Annotated in this window: 10 protein-coding genes; 7 read left to right on the forward strand and 3 right to left on the reverse strand. The window is 32.1% G+C overall.

The window, feature by feature from the left end:
* Positions 1–152 precede the first annotated feature (152 nt).
* From B0A65_RS18655 to B0A65_RS18665, 3 genes are all read left to right on the forward strand, one after another.
* Positions 153–986 carry a TlpA family protein disulfide reductase gene (locus tag B0A65_RS18655; RefSeq protein WP_074664008.1) on the forward strand — a complete coding sequence of 278 codons (834 nt, stop codon included), beginning with the start codon at positions 153–155 and terminating at the stop codon, positions 984–986.
* A gap of 183 nt (positions 987–1,169) precedes the next feature.
* On the forward strand, positions 1,170–1,838 hold the full coding sequence (locus B0A65_RS18660) for a hypothetical protein (protein ID WP_074664010.1): 669 nt from the start codon (positions 1,170–1,172) through the stop codon (positions 1,836–1,838).
* 411 nt (positions 1,839–2,249) lie between these two features.
* Positions 2,250–2,855 carry a GNAT family N-acetyltransferase gene (locus B0A65_RS18665; protein WP_074664013.1) on the forward strand — a complete coding sequence of 202 codons (606 nt, stop codon included), beginning with the start codon at positions 2,250–2,252 and terminating at the stop codon, positions 2,853–2,855.
* A gap of 209 nt (positions 2,856–3,064) precedes the next feature.
* Here B0A65_RS18665 and B0A65_RS18670 read toward each other — a convergent pair whose 3' ends face one another.
* From B0A65_RS18670 to B0A65_RS18685, 3 genes are all read right to left on the reverse strand, one after another.
* The gene (locus B0A65_RS18670; RefSeq protein ID WP_074664015.1) at positions 3,065–3,589 is read right to left on the reverse strand and encodes a hypothetical protein; all 525 of its coding nucleotides are present in this window, start codon (positions 3,587–3,589) and stop codon (positions 3,065–3,067) included.
* Between the two features lie 219 nt (positions 3,590–3,808).
* On the reverse strand, positions 3,809–4,894 hold the full coding sequence (gene ddlA / locus B0A65_RS18675; protein ID WP_074664018.1) for a D-alanine--D-alanine ligase: 1,086 nt from the start codon (positions 4,892–4,894) through the stop codon (positions 3,809–3,811).
* A gap of 1,228 nt (positions 4,895–6,122) precedes the next feature.
* Positions 6,123–7,490: an alpha-L-fucosidase gene (locus B0A65_RS18685; protein WP_074664024.1), complete on the reverse strand. Its 1,368-nt coding sequence runs from the start codon at positions 7,488–7,490 to the stop codon at positions 6,123–6,125.
* Between the two features lie 423 nt (positions 7,491–7,913).
* Here B0A65_RS18685 and B0A65_RS18690 point away from each other — a divergent pair, with 423 nt between their 5' ends.
* The 4 genes from B0A65_RS18690 (at position 7,914) to B0A65_RS18705 (ending at position 13,841) form a co-directional block, all read left to right on the forward strand.
* Entirely contained in the window at positions 7,914–8,366 is a 453-nt protein-coding gene (locus B0A65_RS18690; protein ID WP_074664027.1) for a response regulator, read from the forward strand.
* A 799-nt stretch (positions 8,367–9,165) separates the two neighbouring features.
* Entirely contained in the window at positions 9,166–10,809 is a 1,644-nt protein-coding gene (locus B0A65_RS18695; protein WP_074664029.1) for a S41 family peptidase, read from the forward strand.
* 8 nt (positions 10,810–10,817) lie between these two features.
* Positions 10,818–11,204, forward strand: a complete 387-nt coding sequence (locus tag B0A65_RS18700; protein ID WP_074664032.1) for a hypothetical protein — start codon at positions 10,818–10,820, stop codon at positions 11,202–11,204.
* A gap of 1,059 nt (positions 11,205–12,263) precedes the next feature.
* Positions 12,264–13,841, forward strand: coding sequence for a sulfatase-like hydrolase/transferase (locus tag B0A65_RS18705; protein WP_074664034.1), 1,578 nt, complete (start codon positions 12,264–12,266; stop codon positions 13,839–13,841).
* Positions 13,842–13,900 lie beyond the last annotated feature (59 nt).

Below are 13,900 nucleotides of genomic sequence, written 5' to 3' on the forward strand. Positions count from 1 at the left end.
ACATAGCGACCCAATTTAGGGTAGATAAGTCGGATGTAGTCAGACATATATACAAGTTGGCAGAAAGCATTTACTGAAATACAAAACATATGAGAATTACATACATTATTATTTTATTATTCTGTTCAATTTTACATTGTAAAGCACAGCAAATGAAAGATTCAGATATAGAAAAGGAATTAAATGATTTACATTTTAAAACCAATGCTGTTCGAGATTCTGTGAACAAATTAATGAAAGTCTGTCAAGGGGAAATTAAGAAAACGAGTGATTTAATAAAATTGGAAAATTTAACTATTTATGAAGATAGTTTATGGAATGTTGCAGATCGAAATGACATAGAAGAACTGAAAATAAATTTGAATTATGCTAAGCAACATCCTTCATCCCTTTATTGTTTAGAATTGGTAAAAGGACGGATTACAAGTCAAGCAGGAAAGAATTTTTATGATGATTTTGAAGCTGTTTACAACAATGCATCTGCTGATGTCAAACAAAGTGAAAGCGGTAAAGAAATGGCAGAGCAACTTTCCTATTTTAAGCAGAGTAAAACAGGAAGTATTGCTCCACTATTTTATGGAAAAGATATGGAAGGTAACGAAATATCGCTTGCAGATTACAAAGGCAAAAAATATGTGTTAATTGATTTTTGGGCGAGTTGGTGTGCTCCATGCCGTGGCGAATTACCATATATTAAAGTTTTATATTCGAAATACAAAGATTTGGGTTTTGAAATAGTAAGCATTTCCAGAGATATGAATTTAGAGAATTGGCGACAGGCAATTTTAAAAGACGGTATTCAAAATTGGGAACATTTCTCAGTAATTGAAAATAATAGCACCGTAGAAAAAGATTATTTTGTAATGGGAATTCCACATAAAGTTTTAATAGATACAAACGGAACAATTATCGGAAAATGGAAAGGTGGTGGAGAACTCAACAAAAAATCTTTAGAAAATCAATTAAAACAGATATTTAACCGATAACCATGCCATCTGCCAACACTTGCTACAATTGATTTGGGCAATTGGCTTAATGGGACAATGGTTTTGTATTTGGGATGTTTCGGTAAATCCGAAGATAAGGCTTAATTTAACGCCAAACCACTTGTAGCAAGAGAACGTTATGCCTTATTTTACAACAGAAACTCCAGAAGAAAGAAAGACAGAATGAAATTTAAATTATCAATATTGGCATTACTGATTTTGACTTCGTGTATGGTAATTAATCACAAGAAATATGTTATTAACCTAGACAAAGTTGGCGACAAGTTAAGACCAATAAGAACAGACGGATATTATTATCAAGAAAGAGAAGAAATGACATTTCCGTATTATAAAAACTCATACGGTGGTTTCAGCAAAGATAGCACAAAACCATATTTACAGAAACAAATTAGACCTTTGACACTTCATAAAGATGGCACTTTGCTGACATTTGGATTTTCAACAGGTTTCCAAGAAAACTACGTGTTTGACTACTCGGCTAATTGTGGACTGTTTGACCTTAACTCAATTGATAATGCTAAAAAGCATTTTGAATGTGACATAAGACATTACAAAGACAGATTCCCAATTTGGGGAAAAGGAGTTTTCAAAACAGAAAAGAATGAAATTATTATTCAGTATTATATAAATTGGATTGGAGCATATCATTTAGTTGAAAAGAAAGGCGTAATATTGAATGGCACTACTTTTGTTTTAAAGAAATTGTTTGATTATAAATTAAACGAAAGTAAAGACATTAACGAGCTATATAAATTTCAACATTTTGATATAAAACCTGACTCTACAAATTATATAATAGAACATAAACGAAAATTTAAAAACAAGGTATAACAGGCACTTCAACGGATTTCGACATTGGGTTTAATGGAAAGATGGTTTTGTATTTGCGATGATTTACTTCGTCTGTTCGCTATAGCTCGGGTGTTTCTTATTGATTTTCGTGGAGTGTCAGGAGCAATCGAACACTTAGTGCCAGTTTTGAAGTTTTTCGAAAATGTAAAGTGAAGTATTTGGTAAAGATGTAGCTGTTAGCGGCTGGCTTTTAGTGTTCATTTTTTTTATAGTAGTTATTCTTGAAAAGGATAATGTATAAAATTGATTCTTTCGACAAAATTCAAATATTTTTTTTAAAAAGAAATATTAACTTTAGTGATGCAAGTAAGTTTGCAGCAATTTATATTATGGAAGAATGATATAAACTAGTAGGCAGTAATGCAAAAAAACGACCTAAAATAAACTTAAATGAACGAAATAAAATTTGATTACAAAATGGATTATATTCTAGAGGACGAAACTTTACTTTTAAGACCTTTGAAATCAGACGACTTTGAATATCTTTTAAACTTCTCAATTAACGAACCCGAAATCTGGGAATTTAACATTGGCGGTGCAAATGGGCGAGAAAATTTATTGAAATATATAAACAACGCTATCAATCTAAGACGAAGCGAAAAACAATATCCATTCATTATTTTTGATAAAAGGATCAATAAATATGTTGGAAGCACGAGATTTTACAATATTGACTTGGAAACGAAAACTATTGAAGTTGGCTATACTTGGTATGGTAAAAAGTATCAAGGAACGGGAATAAACAAAAATTGCAAATACTTAATGTTCGACTTCGCATTTGATAAATTAGGAGTTGAAAGGATTGGACTTGGAGCTAACAGTAAAAATACACAAAGTATAAACGCAATGAAAGGAGTCGGTTGTACAGAAGAGGGAATTTTAAGAAGCCGAAGTTTTGACCAAAATGGAAAGAGAATTGACGCTATAATTTTGAGTATTTTGAAAAATGAATGGGACAAAATATGGAAAAAGAAACTTAAAAATAAAACTATATAATACAAAGCACTACCAGTGGTTTTTTACGTCAGATACCAAGTTTAAGACTTGGAGCAAGTGAAACAAAATAGTATAATACAGTACTTCTTACAACTTAAACATCTCAAGGTGTAAATCTTTATATGATATACTTGTATAATGAAAAAAGTTAATTAAAGAATTTGTGATAATTCAAAAAATATATTTGCGACTTATGAATTTAATAAATATTATGAATATCCGTTGTCTTGTATTTCTTTTGTTTTTTCTGCTGCCCATGCCTGCTTCTCCTCTTTTGACATTTCGAGGTCAAGGGCATATTTTTTATAATTCCATTGTAAAGATTCAGTAACTTCTTCAATTGTAAACTTTAAAGGCAGTATTTGAATTTTTTTGTCCTCAATATAGGTAACCTCACCAATTAATAATACAAAACCTCTAAAATTTAGTTTTTTTGCCCCCGATGGAGTTATGAAAATTTGAGGATTATGTGCCTTAAAACCACAACCCCAGCAATGAAATGGATTTCCAAACACATTATGATGACCTGGATTAAATAAAACATCTCCGTCGAAAATATCCTCATTGTAAATATTATTGCAAATATTTAATTCTGGTACATCATAGTCCTCCTTTAATTTCATTAAACGATATGCTTCTTTAAAGAATTCGTATATATGAAATTCATTGTTTATAAACTTTTCTTCGACTATTTTTTTCTCAGAATTTATTAATAAGGCTCTTACTTTATCCATGAAATAATTATTAAATTACGATAGATTTTTTTCTTTTGTGTTTACCGCTAACAAAAGCACAATCAAATAGTACTGAAAGTAATCGTGAGTATTTCTAAGAGTGTATTGTTACATAAAATTATGCAAATTATTTTTTTTAATCCAATTAAATTTTTATCTAAAACAATTGTTAGCTCCATCTAATATGAGCATCTCGCTCATGCAGCTACTTGCGCCAAATTATTTTATCATCTGTAATTTGTTATCTCTTTCATGTCTTTCCAGCGAAAATTCAATTATTTTAGAAATTAAATCTGGATATGAAATCCCTGTTTGCGCCCATAATTTAGGATACATACTAATTTCTGTAAAACCTGGTAATGTATTAATTTCGTTCAATACAAAAGTATTGTCGTCTCTTAAAAAAAAATCTACCCTAGCTATACCTTCACAGCAAACTGAGGTGAATGCTTTCAATGCCGTTTCGCGCAATTTTTCTGAAATTTGAACACTGATATCAGCTGGAATTTTCGTTTTAGCGCCATCAGCATCCTGGTATTTTGCATCATAGGAATAAAAATCCTTTGTCGGAATTATTTCGCCAATTACTGAGGATTTTGGCTCTTGGTTTCCTAAAATTGCACACTCCACTTCCTTGCCTACAATTGCTTCTTCAACTAATATTTTGTTGTCAAATTTAAACGCCTCCTTAATTGCAGCTTCAAAAGTTACTTTATCAATAACTTTATTTACGCCTACAGACGATCCAGCATTTGATGGTTTAACAAACATTGGTAATCCAAGTTTTTCTTTTATTGCTTCAAAGTCAATCCTAGCCGATTCAAATTTATTAAGTGTCACAAAATCAGCGATAGGAATATTGTTATCTCGTAGTAATCGTTTTGTGACATCTTTATCCATGCAAATTGCTGAACCCAATATATCGGGACCTACAAATGGTATATTTAAAGATTTAAAGAATCCTTGTAGAGTTCCGTCTTCACCAAATGTTCCATGAATAATTGAAAAAACAACATCAAAGGTTTCTAATACTTCAATGTTATTCTTATCTACTATCAATAATTTATCATCAACATTATCAATAAAAACAGGTATGGAGTTTTTGAAATAATCTTCTCTTGTTAAATTTACGTCCGCATTCTGATAATTAGTTTGAAATTTCCATCTACCTTTTTTATCAACTCCTAAAAGAATTACGTCAAATTTATCTTTATTGATTGCAGTAAAAATATTTGTTGCCGATTTTAAGGAAACTTCATGTTCGGTAGATTTTCCGCCAAAGACCAGTGCAATTTTAGTTTTCATATCTAGTAATTGTTTTTATTATAATTCACAAATGCTTTAATTTTAATCAAAAGTTAGTAAAATTAATACATAATGTAATAATTATTTTTTTACTAGAAACAAACATTAAGAATATTTTTAGCCAGATATTTATCTGGAGAAATTGATTCTATTAAAATATGAAGGCGGAATTTGACAATGAAAAGTAAAATTTATAACATAAAAATATTCTTTGCTTTTTTAATCTTTCTTCGAATTCGGTAATGTTTCAAATTAGGCCATGAAAATAAAATGTAATTTAATGGTAAATTGATTCTTTGAGTAAAATAAATCAAAGTCAGTTTAGAATTGTACTTCTTTCCTTTGTATCTTACCTATATCTGGAATCCTTTTTTTTTAAGCAACAAGGGTATAAGATAGTTCAATTATATATGCGGAGTAGATCTCTCATATTTGTTTCTATAGTCAATCAACCCATATTGGTATTGTAATTTTACTGTTCGTACTTATTTTCAGTTCCAAAGGAATGCCACAAAACTTAGAGTGGTGAAATATTCATATAAGTCTTAACTTTTTGTTGCAAAAAAGGTGTCCACTCCAATAGTCATTTAATATAATTTGACCACTAGTTTTAGAATGTGTTGACCACTGTTATTCAATTTAAAGTGATCATCATAATTTGGAATTAATTCTAGTATAAATTATTGTGAGTCAGACTCTATTTTATGATTCTCTTAATATGAAGTTTTATGAATAGACAATAAATTTAGGACCGAATTTAGGTGGTCATTTCATTTTAACATATAATGGTCAATTAAACTGATTTTTCCATTTAGGGTCAAAACGAGTTTCGACACTGAATAAATTATCCTCTTGCTTTGCAATGGTAAATCTGTAGGTTTTAGTAATGGGTGATGTTAGTCTGTATTTGTTACGCTCTAAATTTATACCTCCTACCACTTCGGTATTTTTCTCACTGTTTAGCTGAATGTCAAAGTAATTTGCAAATATTTTTTCCTGGGCATATGTGCTTGCTGCTGCTAAAAATACCAAGTATAATAAGAAGATTATTTTTTTTATTTTATTTAAGGACTAAATTTTATTGTTTATATAAAGACTTAATATATAAGATGATCTTTCATAGCATGTTTTATTTCAATCGACAGTGCTAGAATAGTTTTAATTTATTTGTAAAGTCATGTGATATGTAACTATTCTGATTTTAAATCATAATTTCTATTTAGATAATTTATTTTTTCAAAAAGATTTTAAATACATATACAGGAATTTCATTTTTAGATATATCTGGCACGTTTATCATTAAATCGCCGTTTTGCAAAGTCCATTTTATTTCTTGTCTGCTTCCTAATAATTGTATTTTATCAATGTTTTCAATTTGTCCTAAGACTTTACTGCTAATAATGTCTTGATCCCAACTGCGGGCAAAAACATAAATGTTGTCTCCTTTTTGGTTAAAATAAAGGTCCGAATTAATTTTTTTTGACGTAAAATCATTACTTGATTTACCCATTGCATCCGCTTTTAAATCTATTTCGTTTAGAGCATATTCGCTTACAGTAGAATAAGGTTTAGTGCCGTAAATAGCTTCATCGTTTATTTTCATCCACCTGCCAATTTCCATTAGATTTTGAGTGCTTTGCCCAGGGAATTCACCTAAATTATCTGGCCCAACATTTAAAAGCAGGTTGCCGCCTTTACAAATGATCTCTACCAAATGCCTTACTAATAATTCCGGTGTTTTCCAGTCCTTATCAAATTTACTAAAACCCCATTTTCCGCTCATAGTTATGCAGGATTCCCAAGGTGTTAATTCAACTCCTTTTACAATTTTCTGTTCTGATACGGCATAATCGCCAAATCCATTTCCGATTCGGCTATTTATAATACAATTAGGTTGTAGAGAAAGAATGAGTTCTCTCAGGCTTTTACTTTGAGCAGGCGTTGTTCCTTCAGGAGTATCAAACCAGATTACACCAATTGGTCCATATTGTGTCAGTAATTCTTTTAATTGCGGTTTTACCTTATTTTCAATGTATTTATTGTTGTCTTTAGTTTCTTCATTTGGAAAATCCCAGGTATTTCCAGCTTTGCTGCCTGTTTTTATCCAAGCTGCATCCGGACTAGCCCAATCTCTACCTAAAGAATAATAAAAACAAAGTTTAAGGTCGTATTTTTTACAGGCTGCTGCCAGATCTTTCATAGGATCGTGATGGTATGGTGTTGTTTTAAATATGTTGTAATTATCCCCGGGAGAGTCAAACATAGCAAAACCATCGTGATGTTTTGCTGTAATAACAATGTATTTCATTCCTGCATTTTTTGCAGTTTTCACCCACTTATCGGCATTAAAATTTACAGGATTAAATGTTTCGGCGATTTTGCCATATGCTTTCAAAGGAATTTTTTCTATAAACATAAAGTGTTCATTTCCTTTTTGAGGTTGTCCATTCCATTCCCCAATGGAGTATAACCCCCAATGTATAAAAAAACCAAATTTAGCATCTTTCCACCATTTGAGTTTATCGGTATTTTGTGAATAAGCGCTGTTAAGCGCTGTAACAAGAATTAAAAAGATTAAGAATATTTTTTTGTTCATATTGTAAGATTAAGTAATTTGAAATCTTTCACCGTTTATATCTTTCGCCAGTTTTATTATTGAATATTTTATAATACGAATTTAGACCTTGACTAAAAAAAAGCCTTTCAAATTCTATTACAAATCTTTCGAATTTGTGCAAAAAGACATTCCAAAAGGATTAAGTAATTTATAGAGAAAAGGAAAGAGAAGTAGGCTCTGAAGTCATTTCCGTAATTGCCTGTAATATTAGTTCTGCACAGGCGCCGGATTAAAAAAAGGTTAAAGATTTTTTTTGCATGTATTTTTTTTAAATAAGCACTATCTTTATTCTCCTTTAAGCAATTTAAAACGTGATTTGGAGTTTAAAAAAAAACGCATTTGGTACTTTAGATTGCTATTTGCTCGGTGGAGCTTTTATTTATTACTTAATGTAATTTTATTATGGCTTTAGAAAAACGTAATTCCCAGAGATATATTTTTTTAGCCGATGATGACAGCGATGACAGGGATTTCTTTGCTGATGCGATGATGGAAATCCAGCCTGATATCATTCTAAAACAGGCACGCGACGGGATGTACCTGATGGAGGATTTGCTTAAGCTTTCCGATACAGAGATACCTGAATTTATTTTTCTTGATATCAATATGCCCCGAAAATCAGGCCTGGAGTGTCTTGAAGAAATAAGAAGCCATGAGAATTTAAATCACGTGAGCATTATTATGCTCTCCACAAGCAGTAATCCTGAAAATATTGACAGGTCAATGGAACTCGGCGCTACTTTTTATGCGGTAAAGCCCAGTTCTTTTGAAAAACTCAAATCCTTACTTGAAGCAGTGCTGTCGGTGAATCTTGTTGGGAGTATTGAGGAAAAGAAAAAGTTTCTTTTGGTTTAGTTTGAGGCTGCTCATAAGAATTTTATAAAGATTCGCGATGACATTTTCGCTCTTATTCCCGGTAATCTGGCCTCGTTTGATATGGACATAAAAATCCTTCAGTTGCCACCAGGCACGGCATCTCTCAATCCACCGTTAAGATTGTTAATGCCGAAGTAGCAACTTTTTAGAAAGGTCTGCGTGCCAGTAATTTTTGCCCAGGGTATGCGGCCTGCTTCACTGGGTGGGAGCGTTTGTTCAAAATAGCGTTTTATTTCTTCGGGTGTCACAGGGCATATTACGCCAAAATCCCAGACATGTCATGGGTTAAGGCCAATTGTCCGTGTCCATTCATTCTTAAAAATCTTTTTACTTGTACTACTTCGGTATTTTACCTGCTGAATTTCTATATATTATCTTGATATTTATTGTAGAGCTATAAATATATGTAGTTGACAATTAAATATTAATCTCATAAAGTCGTTTTTTAAATCTTGATTTTTATCTGACATTTTTTTATTTTTTTATTTTTCATTTACTTTCGATTGGTCCTCATGGAAGACTTTACTAACTTAAAAACCACATTTATGAAAAAACAATTATTGCAACTTTTTACCAGGAGGGTGCATTATCATTTATAAGCTTTTTTGTAACCTCAATCTTCAACTCTCAATACTTTGATATTATAAAATAACAATAGACAAAATGAAACAGGGTAAGTATTATTTTCTAATTTTGAAAATACTCTTTATTTCAACTATGAATATAATTAATCTTGTTTTTCAAATAAATCTTATCTAAATCAAGCACCTGTTACTTTATGAAAAGAGGCTTTTTAATCTTACTTGTTATCGTGTTCCATAATACGTTTGCAAAAGATAAATTTAATGAAGTGCAAAAATTAGCTGTAACGGCTAAAATTTGGGGCTTTTTTAAATATTATCATCCTGCCGTTGCAAATGGTACAGTAAACTGGGACAATAAACTTTTTGCTTTACTGCCTATAATCGAAAAGACTCAAACACAGGAAGAGTTTTCTGAAGCAATTGAAAAATTGATTGCTGACTTAGGAGAAATTGAAGTTTATCAAGAAAAAAATAAGGCGAAAAATATCAAATATTTTGATAAAAATTTTAGTCTGAACTGGATTGATCAAAATGATATGATTTCGAAATCATTAGGCAAAAAACTAAGATTTATTGAAAAAAATAGATGGAGAGGCCAGCAATATTATTACAATTCTGATCCTTTTGTTAAAGTTACCAATGAAATAAAATATAATGAATTTGATTGGACAAATAAGCAGTTAAGATTATTAGCTCTTTTTAGATACTGGAATCAAATAGAATATTTTTTTCCTTATAAATATCAAATGGATCAAAAGTGGGATGACGTCCTAACTGAAATGCTTCCCCGATTTATGTATCCTACTTCTGAAAAGGATTTTGTGTTAGCAATGCGCGAGATCTCTATAAAATTAAATGATTCACATTCATCAACGCAGACGGGTAAATTTTATGATTATTTTGGAGATAAGTTTGCTCCATTTGATATAAAAATTATTGAAGAAAAAGCGGTGGTCATCAAACTTAAAAATGATTCTTTAGCAATACTCAACAATATACAGCTTGGTGATGTTATAATAAAAGTTAATGATAAAAGTATCAATGATATTATTAATGAAAATAGAAAATTTGTTGAAGGATCAAATGAAAATGCAGTCTTAAGAAATATTTACTGGACAATTTTTAATGGTAAAAGCGATTCCATAAAAATTCAATTTTTAAGAGATGATATAAAATCAGAGAAATTTATAAAACGTTATAATTATTATGATTTAAAAATTAAGTTTTCCGAAAAGAAAAAATGGAAATTATTGACTAATGATATTGGGTATATTGATATTGAGAAGCTAAAGGTTAGTGAAATTCCTGAAGTAATGCAAGAATTTAAAAATCTCAAAACAATCATTTTTGATGCAAGACGATACCCGCAAGAAGCCAATATTGAAGAAACATTAACAAATTATTTATACCCAGAGCCTAAAGCGTATGCAAAATTTATAGATCCGGATGTTACATATCCGGGGCGATTCATTTGGAGGAAAAATCAAGTAGGAGGGGAAAAAAGCCTGGGTTTATTCAAAGGTAAAATTGTAATACTGGAAAATGAATGGACGCAAAGCCACGGAGAACATGTTGTGATGTCTTTAAAAGGCGCTCCCAGGAGTACTATAGTAGGCAGTCAGACAGCTGGTGCAGATGGAGCTGTATGTAAATATGAGATAATAAAGGGATACTTTACACAATATACGGCTTATGGAGTTTTTTATCCAAACCAAAATGAAACACAGCGAACAGGTATAAAACCTGATATTTTTGTAGAGCCTACAATTAAGGGGATACAGGAAGGCAGAGATGAAATACTAGAAAATGCGCTGGATTATTTAAATAACAGGAAATAAAAAAAGATATGATTAAAAAGATAGTTTTAATAATTGCATTATATACGGGCATTAATGCATTTTCTCAAAGTATGGATTGTACAAAATTTAAAAATATTAAATTTTATGCGCCGGCTTTTCCATCACAGTATGCTATCAGGAAAGATTCTATTCAGGAAAGCTATAACAATGATAAACTGGAAGTTTCCTGGAAAGTAAAGTGGATGTCAGATTGTAAATTTGAAATTGAATGTTTAAAGAATACAGGAGATGAACAGGTAAAAGTTGGTGATAAATTTATTTATACAATTATAGAAATAGAAGATGAATGTTTTAAGGTTGCAATTTGGTACACTAACGATAAGTATCCTGCAGGTGACACATTTGAGAGAGTGTTGTGTATAAAAAAGGATTAAAAAAATTTAAAAAAAAACTTTTTGACATTCTCTCATCTAAAAATTAAAATTTCGAATTCCCTCTTGACCGTATTATCCTTTTCTGGTTCTATGGTCTGAAAGGTGTCGCTTTGAGCCTCATCGCTCCTCTATGTATTCATATCAGTTTCAAACCCCTCCCATGGGTCATTCTCTATAAGGTCCTTTTCTATGTCCTTCCCGGTTATGTCTTTGGGGCCGCTTTGGGGTTCCTTATAAGGGTTCTGCGGGTCATAGGGGCCGGGTGTTTTTGGCTGTCGTTTTTGGGGCTTTGTTTTGGTTTTGGGAATTGCGGTGGTGCTTGTGGTAATTTTTGGTTGTATGGGAAGTTGTAATTTTATTTTTTTGAATTGAATTATTGCTGTTGTTTTTTAAAAGATTCAGTTTTTAGATTTAATATTATTTTTTAGGAGCTATTCCCGCTATCCGTTCCAATCTTTTGTGCCGAACCCCGGCACAAAAGGATTTCCTCTGCTATCGGGGCTAGGGCTGCTGAGGAGCCTGGCTCTTTAGACTAATAAAAATAAGTGAGATTATAAAAAATGGCGCCAATTGTCTTCAATTGGCGCCATTTGGCTTGTTTGTGACAGGAACAGGACAAATTTCCATAAAATTTATGGACGATTTGAAGAGATTGGCTTACTATTGGTAGTGCCTGTCTTTCATTGGCTTTACGTTTTTGGTTTGGATATCCTGTTGGGGATTGATGTAAAAATGTATTAGTATATATGATTTGCACTAAAATGTCATTTGATAATTTTTACTTTATTTAAATTAAAAATTGACAGCCTTAATTTTTACAGGAAGATAGCCATCCTCTCAATTCTTAATTTTTGAATTAATCACGGATTGTTTTTCAGATCGCCTGTGCACAATTCCAGATGAAGATTTTTAGACTGTTTTGGTTGCAAATTGTAATTTGAAACAAGTTTGTTTTCTTCAAAGCAGAGTTAGAACTAAATATTGGTTAATTTAGAATTTAATCGAATTTACAGAATTTAAGCACATTTCATTTGAATTAATAATCTAAAATTACAAACCATGAAAAAGGGTGTAGTATTAATTTTCGCATGTTTATTATGTAATAATCTTATTGCGCAGCAAAATTACTTTAATCCAACTCAAAAAGTAAAGGATTATCTCGAGCCTGCAATTCCACATTCGGATCAGGATAAGGAAGCAAAAGGTAAATTAGCCAAACTTTCTAAAAAACCGAATATCCTGATAATTCTCGTTGATGATATGGGTTACGGAGATATTGGTGTTTATGGGGGAGGCTATGCCGTGGGAGCTCCGACACCTTATATGGATCAACTGGCACATGAAGGCTTACAACTTACCTCGACATATGCACAGCCTACTTGCACACCAACACGTGCTGCACTGATGACAGGCAGAATTCCGGCACGTTCCGGGCTGACCAGGCCTACCCTTACGGGAGAGAATCCAAAAGTGAATCCGTGGGCTTCTGAGAATACGACGGCCAAAATTCTTTCTCAAAATGGTTATATCACTTCTATCTCGGGCAAATGGCACCTTGGCGAAACAAAAGGAAGTCTGCCAAATGAGGTTGGATATGACGAGTGGCTTGGTTTTGCGGCAGTACAATCTGAATATGCGCAATTTGTTAATGAGTGGATTTATCCTGATCTAATCAATAAACCCGAACGCTTTGCAGCTATGAAAGCTTTAGTGAACCAAAACGTAATTAAAGGCAAAAAAGGGCAGGAAAATACGGTTGTGCAACCCATAGCAACTATAGCCGATCTTTCAAAAGTAGATCAGATTTTTGCTGATTACAGTGAAGATTTTATCACAAGGGCAGCAAAAGCGGACAAACCTTTTTATCTTATACATTCTTTTTCAAAAGTGCATAATGATAATTATGTCTCTGAAGGTTATAAAGGAAAAAGCCCTGCCGCAATACCGTACAAAGATGCTGTGGTAGAAGTTGATGATATTGTTGGTCGATTGATGAAACTATTGAAAGATTTAAAAATTGAGGAAAATACATTTGTTTTTCTTACCTCTGATAATGGCCCTAATGAAGATGTATGGCCCGATGGCGGTTATACTCCATTTAGAGGTGGAAAAGGAACTACCTGGGAAGGCGGGGTTCGTGTGCCGGGAATTGCCTACTGGAAAAATACAATTAAGCCCGGACGTATAAGCGACGGATTATTTGATCTTTGTGATCTTTTTAATACTTCTATCGCTTTGGGTGGCGCTTATGACAAAATTCCAAGTACCAATTATATCGATGGTGTTGATCAGACTTCCTTTCTGCTATCTGATAATGGACAGTCCAATAGAAATGCTGTTTTTATGTATTCCGAAACAAGCTTCATGGCCGTTAGATGGCAGGAATATAAACTTCATATGAAAGTATTTAATACATCAGCTCCAAGAAAAAACCTGGACCAAAGTGTTATTGAAAATGTCGGAATGAGCCCGTGGGTTTATAATTTATATAATTCTCCAAAAGAAGATTTAAGTTCCGGTCATCGTTATTTCGAATGGGGATTACCGGGTATGATGGGACTCATTAACGCCCATATGTCAACCTATCAAAAATATCCAATGAAAGACATTGGTTTGAAAAAACCTGGTTCTGAATAACAGTATAGTTAAGTTATTTAGACGGTAATTTCATTTGGTTATTTAATCTTTTTGAAAAA

Source organism: Flavobacterium frigidimaris, from assembly GCF_002217275.1.
Taxonomy (GTDB): Bacteria; Bacteroidota; Bacteroidia; order Flavobacteriales; family Flavobacteriaceae; genus Flavobacterium; species Flavobacterium aquidurense.